The organism is uncultured Acinetobacter sp. (genome assembly GCF_947624825.1).
Classification (GTDB): Bacteria; Pseudomonadota; Gammaproteobacteria; order Pseudomonadales; family Moraxellaceae; genus Acinetobacter.
Genome location: NZ_CANQLZ010000042.1, coordinates 1 through 23,584 on the forward strand (window position 1 = coordinate 1; position 23,584 = coordinate 23,584).

Here is a 23,584-nt window from a genome sequence, read left to right on the forward strand (position 1 = left end):
ATTTCCATTTGACGTTCAATTTCAACATTGATCGCTTGTTCAATGAAACGGAATGAGTTGAGGTTTTTCAATTCACAACGCGTACCAAATGGTTGACCCGGACGACGTAACGACACATTACAGTCACAACGGAATGAACCTTCCGCCATGTTACCGTCAGAGATCCCTAACCAACGCACCAAAGTGTGAATCGCTTTAATGTAAGCAACCGCTTCTTCAACCGAGCGCATATCGGGTTCAGATACAATCTCTAAAAGTGGCGTACCGGCACGGTTTAAGTCAATGCCTGACATGCCTTCAAATTGGTCATGAATCGATTTACCTGCATCTTCCTCAAGGTGTGCACGGGTTACGCCAATGCGTTTAACTGTGCCATCTTCAAGTTGGATGTCGATATGACCCAAGCCCACAATCGGGTTGTCCATTTGGCTAATTTGATAGCCTTTTGGCGAGTCAGGGTAGAAATAGTTTTTACGCGCAAATACTGAAGCTTGATCAATATAAGCATCAATACCCAAACCAAAGCGAATGGCAAGATCAACCACTTCTTTGTTGAGTACCGGCAATACGCCCGGCATAGCTAAATCAACAAGGCTGGCTTGGGTGTTTGGATCATTACCAAACACAGTTGATGAACCTGAGAAAATTTTGGTATTGGTTGCAAGTTGCGTGTGAATCTCGATCCCAATGACCACTTCCCAACCGTCAATCAGGTTAGATTTTGGTTTAGCGTTGTTCTTCGCCATTATGCGTTCTCCTCAGCAATTGCAGCGCGTTTGGTGTGCCAATTTGTTGCTTGTTGGTATTGATGTACCACAGACAACAATTGAGATTCTGACCAATAGTTACCAATGAGCTGTAAGCCAACCGGTAAATTATTTTGGTCAAAACCAACAGGCGCGTTAATGGCAGGTAAGCCTGCTAAGTTCACCGCGATGGTATAAATATCACCTAAGTACATTTCTATAGGTGACAAGTTTGCACCAATCTTATAAGCAGTTGTTGGCGCAGATGGCGCAGCAATCACATCAACAGATTCAAAGGCTTTTAAGAAATCTTGTTGAATTAAACGACGTACTTTTTGTGCTTTCACGTAGTACGCATCGTAGTAACCCGCCGATAACGCATAAGTACCAATTAAAATACGTTGCTGAACTTCTTTACCAAAACCTTCTGAACGAGAACGTTTGTATAAATCCATTAAGTCGGCAGGATTTTCACAGCGGTAGCCATAACGCACACCGTCAAAACGTTGTAAGTTAGACGATGCTTCAGCAGGGGCAATCAGGTAGTAAGTCGGTACATAGCTTTCTGTCATGGTCAGATCAATCTCAACCAAGATTGCGCCCATATCTTCTAACTTTTTCAGTGATTCTTCAACGCGTGCTTTAACCTCGGCATCTAAGCCTTGTACGTTAAAGTATTGTTTAGGAATACCAATACGTAAGCCTTTTACAGATGTGCCGTTCAAGTTTGCAACATAGTCATCGACTTCTTTTTCAACAGACGTTGAATCTTTCGCGTCGTGACCTGCCATCACGTTCATAAGGTAAGCACAGTCTTCAGCCGAGCGTGCCATTGGGCCACCTTGGTCAAGTGATGATGCATAGGCGATCATACCAAAACGAGAAACACGACCATAAGTTGGTTTTAAGCCGGTAAGACCACAGAACGATGCAGGTTGACGGATTGAACCACCGGTATCTGTACCTGTAGAAAATGGGGCTAAATCAGCTGCCACTGCTGCTGCTGAACCACCTGATGAACCACCCGGAACATGGTTTAAGTTCCATGGGTTTGCTGTTGCGCCATAGTATGAGTTTTCTGAGGTTGAACCCATAGCAAACTCGTCCATGTTGACCTTACCTAAAGTGACCAAACCTGCTGCTTTACCTTGAGCGACCACAGTTGCATCATATGGCGAGATAAAGTTATCCAGCATTTTTGAACCGGCAGTGGTTTTAATCCCTTGGGTACAAAAAATGTCTTTATGTGCAATTGGCACACCACTTAAGATGCCCGCGTTGCCGGCACGACGTAGTGCATCAGCCGCATCGGCTTGAGCCAATGCTTGTTCAGCTGTTACGGTAACGTAAGATTTGACTTGCGCATCGATTTTTTCAATGCGTTTTAAATAATGTTCGGTAATTTCGCGTGATGAAAATTGAGCATCGGCTAAACCTTGGCTCAGTTCACGAATCGATAAACGATGTAAATCAGTCATGAGAGAAAAATCTTCACTAAAATGTAAGAAAAAGCTTGAGCTGAATAAGTATTATTCAATTACGCGTGGTACAAGGTATAGACCCGCTTCGACAGCAGGTGCAACCGCTTGATATTGCTCGCGATGATTGCTTTCACAGACCACGTCTTGACGTAAAGGCTGTGGGTTATCAAATGGGCTTTTTAGTGGCTCAACACCATCGGTATTGATCTCTTTGAGTGATTCCATCATGCTTAAAATTTTATTTAAACTTTGAGCATATTCAGCAGATTGCGTATCATTAAGCGATAATCTTGCAAGATGGGCAATTGCTGAAACTGTTTGTGCATTTAAATCTGCAGAATGCTGAGCATCCGATGTCGACATAACATCACCTCATCAGTATTAAAAATTTTCAAATATCCTGCGTTATAATAAGCGATTGACTTGTTCAAAGCATCACATTTAGTTAAAGTTGCCCACTTGCGTCCACATAAAGTTTAATTGAGAACGTCCCCGTGATTCTAAAACGACTAATTGGCTTGTTTTCGCCTGATCTGGCCATTGACTTAGGTACAGCGAATACCCTTATTTATGCACCAGGACGCGGCATTATCTTGAATGAACCAACCGTGGTGGCGATTCGTCACAGTGGTTCACAAAAAATTGTTGCCGCCGTAGGCCTTGATGCGAAACAAATGCTTGGTCGTACTCCTGCAAACATCTCAGCCATCCGTCCAATGAAAGACGGTGTGATTGCTGATTTTGAAGTAACCGAGACCATGCTCAACCAATTTATTGGTAAAGTGCATGAAAAACGTCTGTTCCCACCTGCACCGCGTGTTGTGGTGTGTGTACCGTGTAAATCGACGTTGGTGGAACGCCGTGCCATTCGTGAGGCGGTGTTTAATGCAGGCGCACGTGATGTACGCTTAATTGAAGAACCAATGGCTGCGGCAATTGGTGCAGGTATGCCAGTTGAGCAAGCCTGTGGTTCAATGGTCGTTGACGTAGGTGGTGGTACCACAGAAATTGCAATCATCTCTTTGCAAGGCTGTGTTTATGCAGATTCGCTGCGTATTGGTGGCGATGTATTTGATGAACAAATCATTAACTATGTGCGTAAGGCACATGGCTGCGTGATTGGTGAAACCACAGCAGAAATTATTAAAAAAGAAGTCGGTATGGCGCTGCCTGATGAAGGTGCGAAACCACTTGAAATTGAAGTGCGCGGTCGTAATTTAGCCGAAGGTGTACCACGTGCTATTACAGTGACTTCAACTGAAGTGACGCAAGCCATTGCTGACCCATTACAAAATATTGTGTCTGCGGTGAAATCAGCACTTGAGCAAACGCCGCCTGAGTTATCATCGGATATTGCTGAGCGCGGTATTGTTTTAACTGGTGGTGGCGCATTGTTACGCAATTTAGATAAAATGTTGGCACAAGAAACTGGCTTACCTGTGATGGTGGCTGAAGATCCATTAACGTGTGTAACACGCGGTGGTGGTAAAGTGCTTGAATTTTTCGACAACCCAAATCACGATATGTTATTCGTTGGCTAAAAGGACTTAGGCGGTGCAAGCAAATCTGTTTTCCAGACAGCCGCCATCTTTTCGCTCATTTATCATTGCAGTGATCACATGTTTAGTGGTGCTATTTTTAAACTGGCGCATTCCACATGTGATTCAACCTGCAAGAGATGTCTTGTATGCGGCATATAATCCCATTTATGCCCTTGCAAGCTATCCTGTGTTATCGCGAGAGTGGCTCACTCAACAAACCAAATCTGAAGCACAATTGCGTCGTGAAAATACTGCGATGCAAGCCGAGCTGTTACAGGCAAAAGTGCGCTTACAAAAAATTTCTGAACTTTCTGCTGAAAATACGCGTTTGCGTGGCTTAATTGACACGCCTTTAATCATTGATGGACGTATGCAAATTGCCGAAGTCATAGGGACCGACGCCGATCCATTACGGCATATTATTGTGATTAATCGTGGTGCAACCAGCGACATTAAAGTTGGACAAACTGTACTAGATGATCAAGGTATTATGGGGCAGGTGATTTCAGTGTATCCTCATAGTAGTCGTGTCATGCTGTTATCAGATAAAGAACATTCTTTGTCGGTACGTTTAGAGCGCAGTGGTATTCGTGCCATTGTGAGTGGTAAAGGCGATCTCACCCAACTTAAAATGCAATATGTGCCGACCAGTGCTGATGTCAAAGTCGGTGAAAAAGTCTATAGCTCAGGTTTGGGTGCGCATTTTCCTGCCGGTTATTTGGTTGGCACCGTGCAAAAGGTCAGTCGTCATAATAGCGGTGAGTTTGCCCAAATTGATATTCAACCAGCAGCGCAACTCGGTGGGGGTCAGCATGTCGTAGTGCTGTTCTCTGAGTCGTTGGCTATGGAGCAACCACATGCCGCTCGCTAGGTTAAAAAGCAAAAGTCATCAAGATCCTTTATTTGCCATTATTGTTTCGGTGATTGTGGCATCGGTTTTTATTGTATATCCGCTATCGTATGGTTTGTCGGCATGGCGACCTGAATATATGCTGTTGTTGGTGATGTTTTGGGTGTTGTGCCAACCGACATGGTGTGGGGTATGGTTTGCCTTTGCCATGGGCATGTTTGTGGATTTATTGGTGGGTTCACCTTTAGGTTTAAATGCCTTAAGTTTTGTAATAGTCAGCTTTGTGGCACGCTTTTTGATTCGTGAAAAACGCATTTTAACTTTCTTGCATATTTGGATGATTGTAAGTTTGGCGACATTGGGGCATTTATTGTTGCAATGGCTGATGCAAATTATGGGAGGGATTGATTTTGCCTTGGCGCGCCATTGGCAAGCTTTACCTACCACTATTGCAGTCTTTCCAATGGTTTATTATGTGTTAAAACGATGGCGCATTTAATTTTAGCTTCAAGTTCACCTAGACGCCGTGAGTTACTCACTCAGTTGGGCTTAAGTTTTGACGTGTATAGTCCCGATATTGATGAATCAGTACATTTAGGTGAACATGTCGCCAATTACGTGCAGCGTTTAGCGCAAGATAAAGCTGCGGCAGTCATTGCAAAATTTCCTGATGCTTTGGTGATTGCCGCGGATACTTCACTTGGTGTTGATGGCCAAATTGTAGGAAAACCTGAATCTAAAGCACATGCCTTTGCCATGTGGCAGATGATATCCAACCGTCAACATGATGTATTCTCAGGTGTTTGTGTGCGTACAAAGCAACAAATTTCCAGTATAGTGGTACGCACCGAAGTTCAATTTCAAGCCTTGAGCACCCAAGATATGGAAGAGTATTGGGCAACAGGTGAACCTATGGGTAAAGCCGGTGGCTATGCCATCCAAGGCATTGCGGCACGTTATATCCCAAAGATACATGGCAGTTATAGCAATGTAGTGGGTTTACCTTTACATGAAACGGTACAGTTATTAACAGCATTTAAGGCACTAAATTAAACGCTGAAAAAAAGAATGTTTATAATGTTTTGAGTTTTATTATGTCTGACGAGTTATTGATTAACGTCACCCCGATGGAATGCCGGGTCGCGTTAATTGAAAATGGTACAGTCAACGAATTATTTGTTGAACGTACTGCCAAACGTGGTTTGGTGGGCAATATATACAAAGGTAAAGTGGTGCGCGTCTTGCCGGGTATGCAAGCGGCTTTTGTAGATATTGGTTTATCACGCACGGCTTTTTTACATATTAATGATATGGTGTGGTCGCGCCAAAAACCTACCCCTAATGTCTTTGAGTTGCTACAACCGGGTCAAATTCTCACTGTGCAAGTCATGAAAGACATGTTAGGTAGTAAAGGCGCGCGTTTATCGACCGATCTTTCTATTCCTTCACGATATTTGGTGCTCATGCCATATGGCAGCCATACCGGTGTGTCACAACGGATTGAATCAGAAGAAGAACGTAACCGTTTACGTAGTATTATTGAAAATATTCAAGCCAAGCATCAGTTGCCAGGTTCGGTGATTGTACGCACCGCAGCCGAAGGTGTGGCAGAACAAGACATTGCCCAAGATATGGCATATTTGGCAAAACTTTGGGAATACATTCAACGTAAACAAAAAAATATTGCGGTACCGACCTTAATTTTTGAAGAATTACCGCTGCCACAGCGTATTATTCGTGATTTAGCCAACGAAAAAACTGCCAAAATTTACGTGGATTCGCGTGAGGTGCATGGCAAATTACAAGAATTTGTGGCTGAATTTGTGCCCACCATGCAAGATCGTTTATTGCATTATCCGGGTGAATGTCCAATCTTTGATTTATACAATGTTGAAGATGACATTCAAAAAGCTCTGCAAACCCGTGTGGCACTGAAATCGGGCGGTTATTTGATGATTGATCAAACCGAAGCCATGACCACCATTGATGTCAACACCGGTTCTTATGTCGGTGGCCGTACTTTAGAAGACACCGTATTTAAAACCAATATGGAAGCCACGCAAGTAATTGCGCGACAGTTACGCTTGCGCAACTTAGGCGGCATCATCATTATTGATTTTATTGACATGCAAGAAGCCGAGCATCGTGCTGATGTGTTAAAGCAGTTTGAACACATGCTTGAACGTGATCATGCCAAAACTAAAATTACTCAAGTTTCAGAATTGGGCTTGGTAGAAATGACCCGTAAGCGCACACGTGAATCTTTAGAACACTTATTATGTGAATCATGTCCAACCTGCCAAGGACGTGGTTATGTAAAAACTGCCGAATCGGTATGTTACGAAATCTTTCGAGAAATCTTGCGTTATACCCGCGCGTTTAGCTCAAAAAGTGGCTTTACGGTGGTGGCACATCCTTTGGTGATTGATCGCTTGTTGACCATTGAAGCGGCGGCAGTGGCGGATTTAGAACATTTTATTGATCGGGTGATTAAATTCCAAGTGGAAAATTTATATACGCAAGAGCAATACGATATCATCTTAAATTAAAATTGTAACAGGATGTCGTTAAACACTTGTTACATCTAGGATTTTACTTTGTGGCGCTTTTTACTCAATATAGGGGAACAAGGTAGCCAAGACCGAATAATCACAATAAAGGTCAAGCAAACGAGGTAAAGTTATGGGAGTCACCAAAATCATGATGCCAGCAAGTGTTCAACATCAGCCAAGCACGCAAAAAACCACTCACCATGCTTATATGGTCGATGAACAAGGTAAAGAAGTGCAGATTACCACTGCAATGGTGCGTTCGGTGTGTCATCAATTATTGCAACAATGTCGTATGATTAAATATTAAGGGGCTAAACGAAGCCCCTTAATTTTGCCAAAATATTGGCATTTTCTACCATACCATTTAACTTGGTTGAGTATGCTGCACTGTGTTTATATTAGCTTCAGTACAAGTCGTCATTAATTGCTCAAAGCACACAATCTCATCTTCTAAATGCCCTAGTAAGTTTTGCATTTTAGGCACCGCATTACGACAGGCCGTTAAACCGACCTCAAGCTTACCGGCATAACTGGTCATGGTAATATTTAAGGCTTGACCATCGAGCACAATCGATGCTGGATAAATCGCATCTAAACGCGCTCCATTCCAATATAGATTTTCTTTAGGGCCGGGTAAATTTGAAATCACCAAATTAAATGCCTGACGTTTTGGCATCAGCCCTGACACGATATTAAAGCCGGCTGGGCTATACACACAGGCGCTATAACTTAAAATTTGATCACTGGTCATACGTTGAAAGCGTTGTTTGGCATTAATGACACTACGACGAATGGTGGTTAAGCGCGCCAATGGATCAGCTAAATGTGTGCCTAAATTGGCCAAGATCATGGTAATGCGATTAGATACATCTGAATCATCTTGACGCACCGAAGTGGGTACCATTGCAATCATGGGTTTTTTAGGTAGAGCATCTTGACTGAGCAGATATTCACGTAAAGCACCTGAGCAGATTGCCAAGACCACATCATTAATGGTGACATTAAAGTGTTGGGCAATGCCACGTAAACGCGCCAACTCAAAGGATTGTGCGGCAAAACGGCGTGAGGCACTGACCCGCTGATTTAAAATGCTGCTTGGGGCTTGAAAGCTCGACACATAATCAGGATTGTGGTTTTTTTTGTCTTTTAAAGCACAGCCCAATTCTGCAATCACAGTTGGTGTGGCTTTAAGTTGGCTTTGTAAGGTGTTAGTAAATTTTTTAAACTTGCTGATGGGTGCTTCAGGGTTGGTTAAGCGTTTGGTTCTTTTATTGGCGACACACCACGGGGCAGTAATACCTTGATGTTGTGGGTCTTGCGAAAAAGATTTTTCCAATAGGCGCATGCCCGCTACACCGTCAATCATAGAGTGATGGATTTTAAAGTACATCGCAAAGCGGTCACCTTCAATCCCTTCAATTAAATGACAGGTCCATAATGGTTTGGCACGATCAAGTAAGCTGCTATGTTCTTGTGAAATATAGGTGAGTAATTCACGAATACGCCCCGGATGTGGCAGGGCAATATGACGAAAATGGTGTTCAAGATCAAATTCTGGGTCATTGTCCCAAAACAAACCATTGAGTTTGTTGTTAAAGGGTGGCACAGGAATGCTTTTGTTTAAACGAATATCCGCGACTAAATCTTGAATAAAGGTTTGGGTTGCATCTTTGGGAATTTGAAATAAAAACAATCCACCCACATGCATCGGTTGCTGACGCTTCTCTAAAGACAAAAACAAAAAATCCAAGGGGTGTAAAGGTCGCATCATCAGGCTGCCTCGCATATCGTTTTAAATTAATTGTTAGAATTATGACAATGTGTGCCACCAAGTATATAAGTGTTTGTAATTGTAAAAAATACTTAATGCTTAAATTGTTAAAAAAAAAGCCATTGCATGCAATGGCTTTAATCTTATTTTAAATTGCCAGCATGTAAGCCACACTCTTTATGTGTAGCCTCTTCCCACCACCAACGACCTTCACGTTCGTGTTGGTTAGGCAGTACAGCACGGGTACAAGGTTCGCAGCCAATTGAGGTAAAACCACGTGCATGTAACGGATTATATGGAATTTCCATTAAACGAATATAATTCCATACATCGCTGCTTGACCAATTGGCAAGCGGATTATATTTGATCAGTTGTTTGCCGATCCCTGAAAAACCAACATCGGCTTGCACCACAGGAATGTCGTTGCGTGTACCTGGACTTTGGTCTTTACGTTGACCTGTAATCCAACCATCTAATGTGGCGAGTTTTTTACGTAATGGCGCCACTTTACGCACCCCACAGCACTCTTGATGACCATCATTAAAAAAGCTAAACATGCCTTTTTGGCTAACAAGTTGCTGCACAGCTTCACTTTCAGGGAAGCAAATTTCAATATCAATCTTATAGTGTTGACGTACTGTATCAATAAACTGATAGGTTTCAGGATGCAAACGACCGGTATCTAGGCTAAAAACACGAAACGGTTTGCCTAAATTGGCAGCTAAATCAATCAATACCACATCTTCTGCACCAGAGAAGGAAATGGCAATATCGCCTTGTTGGGATAAGGCCAAAGCCATAATCTCAAGCGGAGACTTTTCTGCATACTCTGCCGCAAGGGCATCTACGAGATCAATGGTCGGGATGGTTGTCATGAGCGTTCCTGGCAAATAGGCTTGGAGACTTCAAAACCTATATAACTGAATGAATCAAATATTTTAATCCAATTGAAATTATCTGCTTAGCAGTAAAAATTAAATGCTTATGAATAAAATAGATTTAAAAAAAACCTACCGTTATTCAAGCATTACGCTATGATAAGGAGCTTTTTTTAAATGGCTATTTGGGAGAAACCATGGAAATCGTTTGTTTGGATTTAGAAGGGGTATTGGTACCGGAAATTTGGATTAACTTTGCCAAAAAAACAGGTATTAAAGAGCTTGAAGCGACCACACGTGATATCCCTGACTATGATGTGTTAATGACACAGCGTTTAAATATCTTAAAACAACACGGTTTAGGTTTAAATGACATTCAAGCTGTCATTGCCGACATGGGGCCGTTTGAAGGTGCAAAAGAATTTGTTGAATGGGTAAGCACGCATTTTCAACTGATTATTTTATCAGATACGTTCTATGAATTTGCGCATCCATTAATGCAGCAATTGGGTTGGCCTACGATTTTCTGTCATAAATTAGAAACAGATGAAAATGGCATGATCAGCAACTACAAATTACGTCAACCAGATCAAAAACGTCAAGCAGTCAAAGCTTTACATGGTTTAAATTTCCGTGTAATTGCAGCAGGCGACTCATATAACGATACCACGATGCTCGGTGAAGCCGATGCAGGTTTCTTATTTGATGCACCAGACAATGTAATTGCCGAATTCCCACAATTCCCAGCTATTTATGGTTATGCTGCATTAAAAGAAGCGATTCGTAATGCATCTGTACGTGATATTCCAGCATAAAAAACATCATAAAAAAGGGCGCTTGATGCGCCCTTTTTTTTAAAATCTATAGCCGATTTTCATGCCATAGCCTAAAGCATGGTTGTCAGAAAATTCACCTACCGGTTTACCACCACTTTGTGCTGTAGCATCGCCTAGCCAGAAATACTTGACACCACCTTGAATAAAGTAATGTTCAGCAGGGCTATATTGTGCACCTAAACCCACGTTCCAGTAGCCTTCGGTTGGACCGAGTGTGGTAATTGGGTTACCTGCACCTGAGTCATAGCCAACAGCAGCTGTGCCTGACCATTTTGTATTGAATTTACGACCTACACCCACATTGGCCGACCATTGATCATCTGAATAGTCAATCAGGTTTTGGCGAGTATGCGGTGCAGGGATAGCACTAATATTACCCAATAAAGTTGGTTTTACAGCAAATTGAGTCCAATGTACCCAACGTACATTGGCAAAAGCTAAGGTATCTGCGGCAATACCAGTTTGAAAATCAAGATTAACTGATTGTGGTGTAGTGGCTTCTACACCTGATGTCAGCGCGGTTAAAGATGGTACAGGCAAAGCAGTACTTTCTTCCGCTGTGGCTTTATGTTTGACTTCTGAGCGATAGGTGATTGCTGCTTTTAAAGCAATCTCAGGGATTTGGTAGGCCATACCTGCCACCCAACCAAAAGCAGGTTCTTGATCGACTTTAATATTGTAAGTGCCGAGTTTTTGCGGACCGCCATACGCTGCACCACGTAATTGAATATCGGTTTCTACAGTTTGCCAAACTGGGCCTGCATAGAAATTCCAATTTTCGTTAGGTTGATAACCCATTAACGCGGTTAAGTTGTTAGTACGTACTTCTACCGTTGTGGCTTCAGTCGTATCACCAAACATAAAGCTGTCGGCTGCATAGGTGGCATCTGCCCCATAAGGTTGGTCATAGAGCAAACCTAAAGAAATATGCTCATTGACTTGTACTTTGACTGCAGCAGAGGGGAAATAATAGTCATCTGCCATATCATCGACAGGACGTTGATCAAGCCCAACACCTGTGACGCTTGGATCAAGGATCGAAATGCCTGCTTCTGCATAATTGCCCGGTTGTAAAAATGCAGCGATAGATTGACCTGAGCGATCTAAACCGGCTGCAAAAGTGCTGAGCGGTAAAGCAGCCATAGATACGGCGACTGACAATGCACGAAGCTTCATAGCTTTAATCCTTGATAAAAGCGGTAATTCATTTTGGGTGAAAACTACCACAATTAAAAAAAGAGTAAATACTTTAAAATTTATCGAGTGTTCAGGGTTTGACTAAAAAAGCATTAAAATTAGAGTAAAATATCTATTTTAAAATTTATATTTATATGATTTTTAATGATAAAAATAAAAAGACTCCAATTTTTTGAGTAAATAAAACCTTAAAAATCTAAGTGTGTTAATTTTAACCAATTAATGTATAAGTGTATAAAAATACCGGATTAACTCTTTCATTAATCCGGTAGACAAAAATATCAATCAAAAAGTGTTAAAAACGCTGACCAATTTTCAAACCATACGCCATTGCATGATTGTCATTAAAATTGCCTGCAGCAGAGTGCGCGCCTGTTTGTGCTTTGGCATCGCCTAACCATAAATATTTCACCCCACCTGCAATAAATGAGCTAGGCGTTGGGCTATATTGTACGCCTAAGCCTAGGTTCCAAAAACCTTCGGTTGGACCTAGTGTTGTGACAGGATTACCTGCACCTGAATCCCAACCTACCGATACATTGCCTGCCCATTTGTCATTCATTTTACGACCTACCCCGACATTGGCAGACCATTGATCTTTAGCATAATCAACTAAGTTAAAACCATTGGGCTTACCCAGCGCTGGCAACAGATCACCTGCAAGTTCAGAGAGTTTTCCAAATTGGTGAGGACGCATATAAAAGTCTTCCCAATTGACCCAACGCACATTGGCAAAGGCAATGGTGTCGGCCATGATGCCAGTTTGTAAGTCTAAATTAACCGATTGTGGCGTGGTCACTTTACTTTTACCCGGTGCACTCAATTGGTTCAGTGTATTGGGATCAAGCACCTGTTGGTCAATGAGCAGTTGCCCAACATTCGCCACTAGTGGTAAATCTTCGCGTGCATTAAACTCATGTTCAATTTCAGAGCGATACGTTAACGATGCTTTTAAGGCAATTTCTGGAATTTGATAGGCAAAACCTGCCAGCCACCCCAAAGCGCTGTCTTCTGGTACATCTAATTCATAACCATTAAACAAGCTATAGGCATTACCGCGTAAATTGACGTCAGCTTCTAAGGTTTGATATACCAAACCACCGTAGATGTTCCAATTTTGATTGGGTTGATAACCCACCAACAAGTTTAAATTTTGAGTTTTGACTTCAACAGAGGTGCCACCTGTCGTGGCATTATCAAGAGCAATGGCGACAGGATTACCATTGGCATCAAATTTAAGAGGTACACCACCGACGACTTGATCTGGTGCGCCTGTTATGACCGGTAAATTATTGGTTAAACCTGTCGCGGGTAAAATGACATCTGATGCTGTACTGACAAAGTTGTTACGTCCACGGTATTCGGCATCTGCACCAAAGGGTTGATCGTAAATTAAACCAATAGAAAAATGCTCGGTCGGTTGCAGTTTCAGTACGGCATGTGGGAAATAATAATCTCCTGCCATATCACCGGTTTGCTTGCCTGCAACATCTTGACCTGACACATTGGGATCTAAAACACTAATGCCTGCTTCAAAATAATGATTGGGTTGTAAAAAGCCTGCAATAGATTGACCAGAGCGATCTAAAGCCGCTGCAAAGCTAGTTAAAGGCAAACCCACTAAACATAGTGCAATGGTTAATTTTTTTAACGGCATATATTCATTCCTTGTTCTGCAGTCTGAGACTGTCGTTGTTGTTATTGAGGCTTAACTTCATCATGAAGTGGTTACTTTTAAACTTAACACAGAACTAAACAGAGTAAAGAATAAAAAATAACTGTTCAGTTCTGCTATAAGTCATACAAAATTTAAGCGATGTCATCTAGCTCGTAGTCTGACCATTTTTGACTGGCTAATTTTAAGTCAAAATCTAGATGTTGATGAATTTCTTGTAAATTAATTAAACCACGATCTTCAGGCAATTGTACCAATAAAGGTAAATGTGTAACGCCATTGTCACCTACAGGGAAGGCGTAGTGACGCTCTTTATCGTTAATAGAGATTAATGATTCAAACTCTAAATAAACGGTTAAATTGGGATATTGCTTGGGAATACGCACAATATCTAAATAAGCATTTTGGCGGGCATTAAAAGCTTTATTTTTAAGCTCTTGAATTTGCTCTTCAGTTTTTTTAGATGTTTTAAACACTTTAGCTAAGAAAGATTGACTTTCTTTGTCTAAAGTACGTTGTAAGTCTTTGAGTTGGCGATAATGATCACGATACTCATGCAGTGCGCCACGTACTGTGAGGTTTAAACTTTCCAAAGGTTTGAGCATACTCTCATGATAATGCTGCCAATCGTCTTGTGACAAGAGGGCAAATACTTGGTTACGACGTTTCTCGTGCAACGCCAAATATGACTTTAAACGTGCTGCAAATTGGTCGGCTTGACTGTCAAACATCACGGCAGCTTGGGATTGGAAATCGTAAAAGTAACCTAAAATATCGCCTATGATTTGGCGCATACTCATATACAAATAGTCCATTTCATCAATATGGCTGGCTTTATGACGTAGCGCATGTTGCATCGGTTCCAAGATTGAAATTGCCAGTTCTTTTTCAAAGGCAAGCAAGCGTTTTTGTACGACTTTTTCAATGACTAAGCCTGAAGCATCTAAGGGCTTGAGTAACAACGGCAATAAGCGTTCACTGTTGAGTTGTTCAAGTTGACTGACAAACTCAATAACATGCTGACCAATTTGTTTTTCTACTGTGACAATACGCGTTACTTGCCATTGGAAAAATTGCTGCTGTTCTGGTTGGCTTAATTGGGCTAAATCTAACACTGCACCATGTAAATAAATATTGTCACTTAACGCCAAACGATCTTCGGTTAAAAAGCGTCGAATCGAAAATGGATTAATATCTTGATCATCACTTTGTGCCAAAGCAAAGATATAACGCGATGTTTTAATCACTTCGAGCTGACGTAGTTTTTGTTGTTCTTGTAAAAATATTTGTAAGATAGGATGCGGTTGTTGCTTCAGCTGACGACCACGTAAGGTCTTAAAATAAAAGGTAAGTAATTGTTGTTTTAAAAATACTTCACAAATAAAACATTTAAACATATCTGCGTTTAAACGACGATGATTAGCAGGTAACTCAATCTCGGTTTTCGCGCGGATGATATAGGCTGCAGTATAGATAAAGCTTTCACGCAATTTAATTTTAAGTTGCTGTAAATTAATGTTTTCTTCAACATTAATTTTATTGAGCTGAGCTAAGACACTCTCTAGATAACTGGCAATGTGAAGGGCATCTTGATATTTTTCTAGTTCGTTTAATGATTTTAGAATTTTTTGTGCCAAATTTTTCATACCAGGATGCACAATACCATCAACCACATGTTCAAACTGCAGCACTGGCGTGCAACTAAAACTATTGTTGTTGGCATCCCATTTAATATTTTTACGAATCAGAATTTGTCGATAGATTCGATCACGCTGTTCAGGATCAATTTGGCTAAACACATGAGTTAAGTTATTTTGCCAATAGATATCCAAATGAGGGTCAATCTGAGTCACGACTGATCTTAATTCATAGGGAATATAATCCTGAATCATATGAATTTTTCCTTGTATACACTATTATTTTAATGAAAAGTGCGACAAGGTTAGCATAAAATCAGGTGGGAGGGCATGTGCTTAATACTAGCTTTTAGGTCTTAAATGAACAAGATAAACTAAAAAATGCTGCGCCTTATGGGAGTTGACCCACGTCAGGCACTTAAGGGGCAACGGCTCTATTTCATAAAGCTCAAGGCACCTAAGCTGTATGGCGGTAAATTTTGGGCAAAAAAAAGTTATTGCCGAAGCAATAACTCTTTAAAATTTAAAGTATTAAGCTTTAGGGCTGGTTTTTAATAATTTAAATAAAATCAGCATACCTATAATCCAAATGGGTAGCATCAACACCGACTCTTTAAAGCCTTGTGTCCACATAATATATAAAATTAAACCAATAAAGATTAATACTAAAGCATTACCCAATGGTGAGAAAAGTGCCGGGAATGAGGTTTTTTCACCGGTTTTTTTCATGGCTTGAATAAACTTAAAGTGGGTTAAGCTAATCATTGCCCAGTTTAATACCAAAGCACCCACTACAATGTAAATTAAGTGGCTTAAAGCATTTTCTGGTGCCAAGTAGTTAAGTAACACACAACCAAAAATTAATGCCGCAGAGAACAACACAGCAGGCACTGGCACACCTTGTTTATTCACTTTGCTAAATACTTTGGGCGCATTGCCTTGTTGAGCAAGACCAAATAACATACGGCTGTTGGCATACATACCACTGTTATATACAGATAAAGCCGCGGTTAAAATAATAAAGTTAAGTAAATGCGCAGCCCAATCAATACCAAGCTGGCTAAAGATCATCACAAATGGACTTTTATCTAAACCACCAAGTTCAAGCTGATTCCATGGCACCAATGACAGTAAAATGGTTAAAGCACCTACATAGAACACCAAAATACGAAACACTACTTGATTGATGGCTTTTGGAATCGTCGTTTTTGGATCTTTAGCTTCGGCGGCTGCCATACCAATGAGTTCAATGCCACCAAAGGCAAACATTAAAAAGGCCAGCATATAAAACAAGCCCTCAAAACCATTGGGGAAAAAGCCACCTGCGGTCCAAAGGTTACTAAATGATGCAGTTGAGTTGGCATCTGCAGTGAGCAGTAAATAAATACCAAAGACAATCATTGAAATCACGGCAGTGACTTTAATGATAGACAGCCAAAACTCTGATTCACCGTAAAACTTCACATTGCCTAAATTGATCAGGGTAATGACAATAAAGAAGAATAAAACCGATGCCCATGCCGGAATATGTGGCCACCAATAGTTAATATACTTAGCAACGGCGGTCAGCTCGGTCATTGCCACTAGAATGTATAACATCCAGTAGTTCCAACCAGCTAAAAAGCCTGGAAATTTTCCCCAATATTTATAAGCAAAGTGACTAAATGAACCTGCCACAGGCTCATGAACAATCATCTCGCCCAATTGACGCATAATTAAGAAGGCAATAAAGCCACCGATGGCATAGCCCAAAATAATGGACGGCCCTGCAGATTGGATGACCTGTGCGGAACCTAAAAATAAGCCAGTACCAATTGCGCCGCCCATGGCGATGAGTTGGATATGACGGTTCTTTAAGCCACGCTGAAGTTGCGAAGACTCGGTATTCAAAGTATTCAGCCCGACAATGGATAAGTCATTTGATTGTAATAGATCATGTAAGATTCGCCTAGTACGAGTGCTAAACTGAATTTTTCTTATACAATTCATAAAAAAAAATTAGCATTAAATTTTATATAAAAGATAACTGAATCAATACATTAATTTTATTGCATGTGTTTTTATAAAATGCTGGCATTTTGGGTGGTTTTTTTAAACGCTGATTTTTTATACTTAAGTCCCAAGCCAATATCATTTTAAGTAAAAATACGTATGCTAAAACTTCCGCCAAAAATTATTTATAACAAGTAATCCTAAGGATGACATTACAATGACGTTTGCACCACAAATTAAAATTGCTGCCACTTATATGCGTGGTGGGACCAGCAAAGGCGTATTTTTTAAACTCGATGATTTGCCACAAGCGGCTCAAGTACCAGGACCTATTCGTGATCAAATTTTATTACGTGTTATTGGTAGCCCAGATGCTTATGGAAAGCAAATTGATGGCATGGGTGGTGCAACCTCAAGTACCAGCAAAACTGTGATTTTAGCCAAAAGCCAACAGGCCGGTCATGATGTCGATTACTTATTTGGTCAAGTTTCTATTGATCGAGCTTTTGTAGATTGGAGTGGTAACTGCGGTAACTTAACCGCAGCCGTGGGTGCATTTGCCATTAGCCAAGGTTTGGTTGACCCAAGTAAAATTCCAGAAAATGGGATTTGCACCGTCAATATTTGGCAAAAAAATATCTCAAAGACCATTGTGGCGCATGTCCCAATTACTCATGGTCAAGTCCAAGAAACCGGTGATTTTGAACTCGACGGTGTCACGTTTCCTGCCGCAGAAGTACAAATTGAATTTTTAGACCCAGCCGATGACGGGGAAGATGGTGGTGCGATGTTCCCTACAGGCAATGTGGTAGATCAATTTGATGTACCTGATATTGGTACATTTCAGGCTACTTTTATCAATGCCGGTATTCCAACCATTTTTATTAATGCTGAAGAATTAGGGTTTGAAGGCACAGAGTTACAAGATGCGATTAATGCTGATGCCACAATCTTAACGCGTTTAGAAACCATTCGTGCCTATGGCGCTAAACACATGGGTTTGATTCAACACATCAGTGAAGCCCAACAGCGTCAACACACCCCAAAAATCGCGTTTGTTTCTAAACCCAAAGCATATACCACCTCAAGTGGTAAAGCCTTAAACCCACAAGATTGTGATTTACTGGTACGTGCTTTATCGATGGGTAAATTGCATCATGCCATGATGGGCACTGCTGCGGTTGCGATTGGTACAGCAGCAGCAATTCCGGGCACATTGGTCAATTTAGCCGCTGGTGGCGGGGAGCGTGAGGCAGTGCGTTTTGGTCATCCCTCTGGCACATTGCGTGTAGGTGCACAAGCCATTCAAGAAAATGGCCAATGGGTGGTAAAAAAAGCCGTCATGAGCCGTAGTGCGCGTGTCTTAATGGAAGGTTGGGTGCGTATTCCACAAGACACCTTGAGTTAAAAAACACAGAGGCATCATGCAAGCGCTGATTAAACTCTGTTAGCATATAATGAGTAAGTGGTTTGTGTGGTGCTATGTTAGTTACGGACTTTGAAGACTATCCTTTAGGACAATTACAAGATTTAATCCAGATCTTGCCAATTGCTGCCGTATTACTTGCGCCCAATGCCAAGATTTTGGCTGCAAATCAGCATTATGCCGATTTTTTCTCTCAATCTGTTGGTGAGGTATTGGGTCAAAACCTGCAAGCGCTCGACCTAGATTGTTATCACTCGTATTGTAATGACTTACGTATTTTATCGGCAGGTCAAACTTTGGTGCCTTTTGAGCATCAGTTTGCAGGGCGTGAACATCGTTTAAGTTTCAAAGTGTATTATGATCAAGCACAAAATTTCCAAGCGATGTTGGTGTGTGCGGTCGATGTAAGTGATTTAACAGCACAACAACGCATGCTTGCACAATACAATCGGCACTTACAACAACAATTAGACCTTGATGCATTAACTGGTTTGGCGAGTCGGCATGCTTTTCAGCAACGACTTCAACAGCAAAAAAATGTTTTAGTGGTGGCACTGTTAGATCTTGATGATTTTAAAATGCTCAATGACACCTATGGTCATATGTTTGCCGATCGTATTTTGATGGAATTTGGCAAGCAGTTAGCCCACTTAGCCACACAGCATGATTGGCCAACGCTTTATCGTGTTGGTGGTGAAGAATTTGTGATGTTATTTGAGCAACAGAGTTTAAGTCGTGCCTGTGCAATTGTAAATCAGGTTCGGCAGGCAGTATTGGGGTTAAATCGTGCCTTTGCTTTGCCTGAAGCAACCATTTCGGTGTCTTGCGGAGTGGCTGCCGTACGCCATCCGTTTACGGTTGTGCAAGCGTTAAATTACGCCGATCGCGCCATGTATAAGGCCAAGGCACAAGGTAAAAATGCGGTGTATTATTACCAACAGCAACAGTTTTATCCTTATCGGCAGGATGCATTTTAAGCCAGAAAACCGTATGATGTTGAGTGCAATCCTAACCTATTGATTCGAGGCGCAAGTGTCAATTTCGCACCACAATGCACTTACATCTGCACAACAGCAAATTCAGCAAGATTTAAATACTACTTTACAAGCCTTTGCCTTGCCTGAGCCCTTACAGGCTGCGGTGCATCATGCCGTGATGTTAGGTGGAAAGCGGGTACGTCCAGCATTATGCTATGCCACGGCTGCCTTAAATCCCAATCAAAATTTTGCAGCGGTACGCCGTGCAGCAGTCGCGATTGAATTGATTCATTGCTATTCCTTAGCCCATGACGATTTGCCATGTATGGACAATGATTTGTTGCGTCGCGGTCAGCCAACCTGCCATGCTGCATTTGGTGAAGACACAGCATTACTTGCAGGTGATATTTTGCAATCTATGGCATTTGAAGTCTTAGGCAGTCGTTTGTTTGATCAGGCGCAAGCGGTCGATCAAGGGATTGTGCTTAAACAAATGCAAATTTTGGCGACCGCATCATCAAAAATGGTTTGTGGCCAAGTCTTAGATTTGCAATCTGAGGGCAAGCGCGTTGACCAAACCACTTTAGAAAAGATTCATCAAAATAAAACCGGTGCGTTAATTTCAGCAGCGATTATGATGGCGGCAGTCACGGTATTTAAAGGAACAGACCTTGCACTGCCAAAATTACGTGAATACGCGCAAGCCATTGGTTTAGCTTTTCAGGTACAAGACGATATTTTAGATATTGTGGCAGACACGCAACAATTGGGTAAAACTGCAGGCAAAGACCAACAAGTGGAAAAATCGACGTATCCGGCATTGATGGGTTTACAAGCGGCACAAGCTTATGCTCAGCAATTGCATGACCAAGCCTTCAATGCTTTAAGTCATTTTAGTGAAAATACTGAACAGCTGTATGGTATTTCTGAGTTTTTATTGCATCGTCAACATTAAGCACTACAAAAAAGCAGGCATTACGCCTGCTTTTGTTATTCATGTAAGGTTGCATCAGGTGGAATAATGTCGCGTCCGTTGCGTAGTGCGGTGACAGCAGCCGGCTCAAAATCAATCACAATTTTATCTTCTTTGGCAAAAATCTCATAATGGCGAATCAGCTTTTGATCGCCCTCTAAAGTTTCCACTTTATACTCATCGGCAATGTTCATAATGCCATCTAAATTGATGGTAGCCGATGCTTTATCTTCACGAAACAACGCATAAAGGTCGCGCAACTCAAAAGAGACTTGATTGGTATCACTATGTTTTTGTACATAGTTTTGAATGTGGCGCACAATCAATTGAGCAAATAAGAAATAATCAGGTTTATGGGTAAAGGATAAGCTCATGTTATTGCTCCTTATTGTGATGTCGTTGTTGTTGTAAGTCTTTAATACATAGCATGCAGTGCGATAAAAAGCAGTAAATTTTGCAAAAACAACACAAAAGCTAAGTTTTGCTTAAAAACCTTAAACCTAGCCAATGCCAATTGAATGAAAAAATAATCGCTTGACCAAAACGCCATTTGGCCATTTAAAAATCTGTTAATTGATACAGCTAATTTTTAGGCACAAGGCTAAGTAATGTTATATAAAACCCTAAGCCGTGTTGTTGTATAAACACTCTAAAAGCGCTGAGGCTGTATTTAGGTGTATATTTTGTCGCTTAGTTTTTGTTTTTTATCAGATCTTTGAAAATGGCGCTATTTTTTAAGCTTGTGTTAGCTTAAGCCTTCTTGAAAAAAATAATTAAGTTTAAGTTTTTTATTTAATAAACCGATTAATACGTGTTGCAGGGCAGTTAAGCCCAAAAAAACGCTTAAGTGATTAAAAAATCATCCGAAAGACTAAGGTCGATACGCTAGCAACGAAGGTCATCATTCAGGTACAATTGGCGGGATTAATTTTGTGTTTGGTGTATTTGAAGGCCAATACATACATTCTTTGTTAATAAATTAGGCCTGCCAGGAGTTATCCCCGCATGAGTGCCATTACTCCATACGAATGGGCAATTATTGCCTTCGTGATCGGCGTTACATTTCTTTGCGTCTTTATGCTCACTGTCCCATTACTCTTCGGGGGTAAATCATGGGGTCGTGCCAAGCATGAGCAGTTTGAGTCAGGTGTTGTAGGTGCAGGTGGTGCACGTATCCGCTTGTCTGCAAAATTCTATTTGGTCGCTATTTCTTTTGTCGTATTCGACTTAGAAGCATTGTACCTCTACGCATGGTCCGTTTCGGTCCGTGAGGTAGGTTGGGTAGGCTTTGCTGCGGCTGCTGTATTTATTTTAATTTTATTGGTTGGTTTGTTATACGAGATTTCAACAGGTGCACTCAATTGGGCGCCGTCTGATAAACGTAAAGCAGCAGGCATTAAAGCTAAAATGGGTTCACCAAATATGGACCTTGCAGAAATTACACGCTTTAACTCAATTGAAGAATTGGTGACTGACCCTACAGGTCAAATTCCAGCGCAATCCTCTGGTCGTGTGAAATCTAAAACACCGGCTATCTCATCTGACAAGGAGTAATACGGGATGAAATATACCTTAACCCGTGCGAATCCGGATGCTGATCAATATCCACTTCAAGAGCGAATCCTTGTAGAAGATCCGCTTTTACAAGAAGAAGTGAATAAGAATGTGTTTATGACTCGTTTAGAGGACGTAGCACATACAGCAGTAAACTGGGGTCGTAAGAACTCAGTTTGGCCATTTAACTTTGGTACATCGTGCTGCTACGTTGAGTATGCAACCACGTTAACCGGCGTGCATGACTTGTCACGTTTTGGTGCTGAGGTTATTCGTGCTTCACCACGTCAGGCCGACTTAATGATTGTTGCCGGTACCTGCTTTATGAAAATGGCACCTGTTATTCAACGTTTGTACGAACAAATGCTTGAACCAAAATGGGTCATTTCAATGGGTGCTTGTGCCAATTCAGGTGGTATGTACGACATTTATTCGGTTGTACAAGGTGTGGATAAAATCATTCCTGTGGATGTTTACATTCCGGGTTGCCCACCACGTCCTGAAGCATTAATTCAAGCATTAATGTTGCTACAAGACCAAATTCAACTAGAGCGCCGTCCGCTTTCTGCGGTCATTGGTGATGATCTTAAGCCTGTGTATAAGCCAAAGATGATGCCAGAACGTGATCGTAAGAATGAACAGCGTATGGCTGTGAAAAACTTGCGCTCTATGGATGAAATTAAATAATTTAAACGACTTAAGTCCTTTCCACACCCGTTTGGGTGTTGTTGTCGTTTAGGTTTGAATGAATTTGTATTAAATAGGAAGCCAAGCCAATGGCTGAAGACATTGCTATGCCAGGATCAACACCAATTGATCCACGCCCAGCATTTGCAATTGTAGAAGAGCTCAAAGCCAAATTTGGCGAGAACTTCTACGTGCAAACGACTTTTGAGGATTTCCCAACAGTCTGGGTTGAGCGCGCGCGCGTACAAGAAGTTTTAATGTTCTTGCGTATGGTGTCACGTCCCTACGTGATGCTATTTGACTTGTCTGCGGTAGATGAGCGTTTACGTACTCACCGCGACGGTTTACCTGCGTCTGACTTTACTGTGTTCTATCACTTGTTATCGCTTGAGCGTAACACGGATATTCGTATCAAAGTTGCTTTAAATGAGAATGATATTAACATTCCTACAGCAACGAACATTTGGCCAAATGCCAACTGGTACGAGCGTGAAGCTTACGATATGTTTGGTATCAATTTCGAAGGGCATCCAATGCTGCGTCGTATTTTGTTACCAACCTATTGGGAAGGTCATCCATTACGTAAAGAATATTCAGCGCGTGCCACTGAATATACGCCGTATATGCAAAACCAAGCCAAGCAAGATTACGAGCAAGAACATCTTCGTTTTGTGCCTGAAGACTGGGGTCTAAAACGCGGCAACGCTGATGAAGACTTCATGTTCTTAAACTTAGGTCCTAACCATCCATCTGCCCACGGTGCATTCCGTATTGTGTTGCAGTTAGACGGTGAAGAAGTGAAAGACTGTGT

The 23,584-nt window shown here is 41.5% G+C and carries 23 protein-coding genes; 13 read left to right on the forward strand and 10 right to left on the reverse strand.

The features are described from left to right. The 3 genes from gatB to gatC form a co-directional block, all read right to left on the reverse strand. Nucleotides 1-746: Asp-tRNA(Asn)/Glu-tRNA(Gln) amidotransferase subunit GatB (gene gatB, locus Q0017_RS10070; protein WP_298146203.1), on the reverse strand; the 746-nt coding region annotated here is incomplete at its 3' end. Continuing rightward, the gene (gene gatA, locus Q0017_RS10075; protein ID WP_298146206.1) at nucleotides 746-2,224 is read right to left on the reverse strand and encodes an Asp-tRNA(Asn)/Glu-tRNA(Gln) amidotransferase subunit GatA; all 1,479 of its coding nucleotides are present in this window, start codon (nucleotides 2,222-2,224) and stop codon (nucleotides 746-748) included. The genes gatA and gatB, both read right to left, overlap by 1 nt. Before the next feature lie 51 nt (nucleotides 2,225-2,275). Beyond that, nucleotides 2,276-2,590 carry an Asp-tRNA(Asn)/Glu-tRNA(Gln) amidotransferase subunit GatC gene (gatC, locus tag Q0017_RS10080; RefSeq protein WP_298146209.1) on the reverse strand — a complete coding sequence of 105 codons (315 nt, stop codon included), beginning with the start codon at nucleotides 2,588-2,590 and terminating at the stop codon, nucleotides 2,276-2,278. Between the two features lie 131 nt (nucleotides 2,591-2,721). Between gatC and Q0017_RS10085 the strand changes: the two genes are divergently transcribed. From Q0017_RS10085 to Q0017_RS10110, 6 genes are all read left to right on the forward strand, one after another. Further along, nucleotides 2,722-3,768 (forward strand): rod shape-determining protein, encoded by a 1,047-nt coding sequence (locus tag Q0017_RS10085; RefSeq protein ID WP_297425859.1) that lies wholly within the window; start codon nucleotides 2,722-2,724, stop codon nucleotides 3,766-3,768. Between the two features lie 13 nt (nucleotides 3,769-3,781). After that, nucleotides 3,782-4,639, forward strand: coding sequence for a rod shape-determining protein MreC (gene mreC / locus Q0017_RS10090; protein ID WP_298146212.1), 858 nt, complete (start codon nucleotides 3,782-3,784; stop codon nucleotides 4,637-4,639). After that, nucleotides 4,626-5,117 (forward strand): rod shape-determining protein MreD, encoded by a 492-nt coding sequence (gene mreD / locus Q0017_RS10095; RefSeq protein ID WP_298146215.1) that lies wholly within the window; start codon nucleotides 4,626-4,628, stop codon nucleotides 5,115-5,117. The genes mreC and mreD overlap by 14 nt, the downstream gene beginning before the upstream one ends. Continuing rightward, nucleotides 5,105-5,671: a Maf family nucleotide pyrophosphatase gene (locus Q0017_RS10100; protein ID WP_298146218.1), complete on the forward strand. Its 567-nt coding sequence runs from the start codon at nucleotides 5,105-5,107 to the stop codon at nucleotides 5,669-5,671. The genes mreD and Q0017_RS10100 overlap by 13 nt, the downstream gene beginning before the upstream one ends. A gap of 41 nt (nucleotides 5,672-5,712) precedes the next feature. Next, nucleotides 5,713-7,167 (forward strand): ribonuclease G, encoded by a 1,455-nt coding sequence (rng, locus tag Q0017_RS10105; protein ID WP_298146221.1) that lies wholly within the window; start codon nucleotides 5,713-5,715, stop codon nucleotides 7,165-7,167. A 133-nt stretch (nucleotides 7,168-7,300) separates the two neighbouring features. After that, on the forward strand, nucleotides 7,301-7,477 hold the full coding sequence (locus tag Q0017_RS10110; RefSeq protein WP_367277106.1) for a PA1571 family protein: 177 nt from the start codon (nucleotides 7,301-7,303) through the stop codon (nucleotides 7,475-7,477). Nucleotides 7,478-7,534: 57 nt separating this feature from the next. Here Q0017_RS10110 and Q0017_RS10115 read toward each other — a convergent pair whose 3' ends face one another. Together Q0017_RS10115 and Q0017_RS10120 are read right to left on the reverse strand one after the other, a co-directional pair. After that, nucleotides 7,535-8,938 carry a wax ester/triacylglycerol synthase family O-acyltransferase gene (locus Q0017_RS10115; RefSeq protein ID WP_298146260.1) on the reverse strand — a complete coding sequence of 468 codons (1,404 nt, stop codon included), beginning with the start codon at nucleotides 8,936-8,938 and terminating at the stop codon, nucleotides 7,535-7,537. Between the two features lie 146 nt (nucleotides 8,939-9,084). Then, entirely contained in the window at nucleotides 9,085-9,816 is a 732-nt protein-coding gene (locus tag Q0017_RS10120) for a phosphoadenylyl-sulfate reductase (RefSeq protein WP_298146224.1), read from the reverse strand. A 200-nt stretch (nucleotides 9,817-10,016) separates the two neighbouring features. Between Q0017_RS10120 and thrH the strand changes: the two genes are divergently transcribed. After that, the gene (gene thrH / locus Q0017_RS10125; protein WP_298146227.1) at nucleotides 10,017-10,634 is read left to right on the forward strand and encodes a bifunctional phosphoserine phosphatase/homoserine phosphotransferase ThrH; all 618 of its coding nucleotides are present in this window, start codon (nucleotides 10,017-10,019) and stop codon (nucleotides 10,632-10,634) included. A 39-nt stretch (nucleotides 10,635-10,673) separates the two neighbouring features. Here thrH and Q0017_RS10130 read toward each other — a convergent pair whose 3' ends face one another. The 4 genes from Q0017_RS10130 to Q0017_RS10145 all read right to left on the reverse strand — a co-directional run bounded on the left by Q0017_RS10130 (nucleotide 10,674) and on the right by Q0017_RS10145 (nucleotide 17,054). Beyond that, the gene (locus Q0017_RS10130) at nucleotides 10,674-11,831 is read right to left on the reverse strand and encodes an OmpP1/FadL family transporter (RefSeq protein ID WP_298146230.1); all 1,158 of its coding nucleotides are present in this window, start codon (nucleotides 11,829-11,831) and stop codon (nucleotides 10,674-10,676) included. 316 nt (nucleotides 11,832-12,147) lie between these two features. After that, the gene (locus Q0017_RS10135) at nucleotides 12,148-13,509 is read right to left on the reverse strand and encodes an OmpP1/FadL family transporter (protein ID WP_298146232.1); all 1,362 of its coding nucleotides are present in this window, start codon (nucleotides 13,507-13,509) and stop codon (nucleotides 12,148-12,150) included. Between the two features lie 152 nt (nucleotides 13,510-13,661). Beyond that, a complete protein-coding gene (locus Q0017_RS10140) occupies nucleotides 13,662-15,419 on the reverse strand; it encodes a hypothetical protein (RefSeq protein ID WP_298146235.1) in 1,758 nt (585 codons plus the stop codon). Between the two features lie 276 nt (nucleotides 15,420-15,695). Further along, entirely contained in the window at nucleotides 15,696-17,054 is a 1,359-nt protein-coding gene (locus Q0017_RS10145) for an amino acid permease (protein WP_298146238.1), read from the reverse strand. 319 nt (nucleotides 17,055-17,373) lie between these two features. On the opposite strand from Q0017_RS10145, the gene prpF reads away from it, so the two are divergent. The 3 genes from prpF (at nucleotide 17,374) to Q0017_RS10160 (ending at nucleotide 20,514) form a co-directional block, all read left to right on the forward strand. Further along, nucleotides 17,374-18,564 carry a 2-methylaconitate cis-trans isomerase PrpF gene (gene prpF / locus Q0017_RS10150; protein WP_298146241.1) on the forward strand — a complete coding sequence of 397 codons (1,191 nt, stop codon included), beginning with the start codon at nucleotides 17,374-17,376 and terminating at the stop codon, nucleotides 18,562-18,564. 74 nt (nucleotides 18,565-18,638) lie between these two features. Next, nucleotides 18,639-19,559 carry a GGDEF domain-containing protein gene (locus tag Q0017_RS10155; protein WP_298146243.1) on the forward strand — a complete coding sequence of 307 codons (921 nt, stop codon included), beginning with the start codon at nucleotides 18,639-18,641 and terminating at the stop codon, nucleotides 19,557-19,559. Between the two features lie 55 nt (nucleotides 19,560-19,614). Continuing rightward, nucleotides 19,615-20,514 carry a polyprenyl synthetase family protein gene (locus tag Q0017_RS10160; protein WP_298146246.1) on the forward strand — a complete coding sequence of 300 codons (900 nt, stop codon included), beginning with the start codon at nucleotides 19,615-19,617 and terminating at the stop codon, nucleotides 20,512-20,514. Nucleotides 20,515-20,549: 35 nt separating this feature from the next. On the opposite strand, the gene Q0017_RS10165 is transcribed toward Q0017_RS10160, so the two are convergent. Continuing rightward, on the reverse strand, nucleotides 20,550-20,906 hold the full coding sequence (locus Q0017_RS10165; protein WP_298146249.1) for a hypothetical protein: 357 nt from the start codon (nucleotides 20,904-20,906) through the stop codon (nucleotides 20,550-20,552). Between the two features lie 631 nt (nucleotides 20,907-21,537). On the opposite strand from Q0017_RS10165, the gene ndhC reads away from it, so the two are divergent. The 3 genes from ndhC to Q0017_RS10180 form a co-directional block, all read left to right on the forward strand. Further along, on the forward strand, nucleotides 21,538-22,086 hold the full coding sequence (gene ndhC, locus Q0017_RS10170; RefSeq protein ID WP_298146252.1) for an NADH-quinone oxidoreductase subunit A: 549 nt from the start codon (nucleotides 21,538-21,540) through the stop codon (nucleotides 22,084-22,086). A gap of 6 nt (nucleotides 22,087-22,092) precedes the next feature. Beyond that, a complete protein-coding gene (locus Q0017_RS10175; protein ID WP_298146255.1) occupies nucleotides 22,093-22,773 on the forward strand; it encodes an NADH-quinone oxidoreductase subunit B family protein in 681 nt (226 codons plus the stop codon). Between the two features lie 89 nt (nucleotides 22,774-22,862). Next, nucleotides 22,863-23,584 (forward strand): NADH-quinone oxidoreductase subunit C (locus Q0017_RS10180; RefSeq protein ID WP_298146258.1); only part of this gene is annotated, 722 nt, incomplete at its 3' end.

Excerpts from the sequence above, each read along its gene's own strand:
- Q0017_RS10130 (WP_298146230.1), bottom strand. The coding sequence starts at position 11,831 with ATGAAGCTTCGTGCATTGTCAGTCGCCGTATCTATGGCTGCTTTACCG.
- mreD (WP_298146215.1), top strand. The coding sequence starts at position 4,626 with ATGCCGCTCGCTAGGTTAAAAAGCAAAAGTCATCAAGATCCTTTATTT.
- ndhC (WP_298146252.1), top strand. The coding sequence starts at position 21,538 with ATGAGTGCCATTACTCCATACGAATGGGCAATTATTGCCTTCGTGATC.
- Q0017_RS10110 (WP_367277106.1), top strand. The coding sequence starts at position 7,301 with ATGGGAGTCACCAAAATCATGATGCCAGCAAGTGTTCAACATCAGCCA.
- rng (WP_298146221.1), top strand. The coding sequence starts at position 5,713 with ATGTCTGACGAGTTATTGATTAACGTCACCCCGATGGAATGCCGGGTC.
- Q0017_RS10155 (WP_298146243.1), top strand. The coding sequence starts at position 18,639 with ATGTTAGTTACGGACTTTGAAGACTATCCTTTAGGACAATTACAAGAT.
- Q0017_RS10140 (WP_298146235.1), bottom strand. The coding sequence starts at position 15,419 with ATGATTCAGGATTATATTCCCTATGAATTAAGATCAGTCGTGACTCAG.
- Q0017_RS10115 (WP_298146260.1), bottom strand. The coding sequence starts at position 8,938 with ATGCGACCTTTACACCCCTTGGATTTTTTGTTTTTGTCTTTAGAGAAG.
- Q0017_RS10165 (WP_298146249.1), bottom strand. The coding sequence starts at position 20,906 with ATGAGCTTATCCTTTACCCATAAACCTGATTATTTCTTATTTGCTCAA.
- thrH (WP_298146227.1), top strand. The coding sequence starts at position 10,017 with ATGGAAATCGTTTGTTTGGATTTAGAAGGGGTATTGGTACCGGAAATT.
- Q0017_RS10175 (WP_298146255.1), top strand. The coding sequence starts at position 22,093 with ATGAAATATACCTTAACCCGTGCGAATCCGGATGCTGATCAATATCCA.
- Q0017_RS10100 (WP_298146218.1), top strand. The coding sequence starts at position 5,105 with ATGGCGCATTTAATTTTAGCTTCAAGTTCACCTAGACGCCGTGAGTTA.
- Q0017_RS10135 (WP_298146232.1), bottom strand. The coding sequence starts at position 13,509 with ATGCCGTTAAAAAAATTAACCATTGCACTATGTTTAGTGGGTTTGCCT.
- prpF (WP_298146241.1), top strand. The coding sequence starts at position 17,374 with ATGACGTTTGCACCACAAATTAAAATTGCTGCCACTTATATGCGTGGT.
- gatC (WP_298146209.1), bottom strand. The coding sequence starts at position 2,590 with ATGTCGACATCGGATGCTCAGCATTCTGCAGATTTAAATGCACAAACA.
- Q0017_RS10120 (WP_298146224.1), bottom strand. The coding sequence starts at position 9,816 with ATGACAACCATCCCGACCATTGATCTCGTAGATGCCCTTGCGGCAGAG.
- gatA (WP_298146206.1), bottom strand. The coding sequence starts at position 2,224 with ATGACTGATTTACATCGTTTATCGATTCGTGAACTGAGCCAAGGTTTA.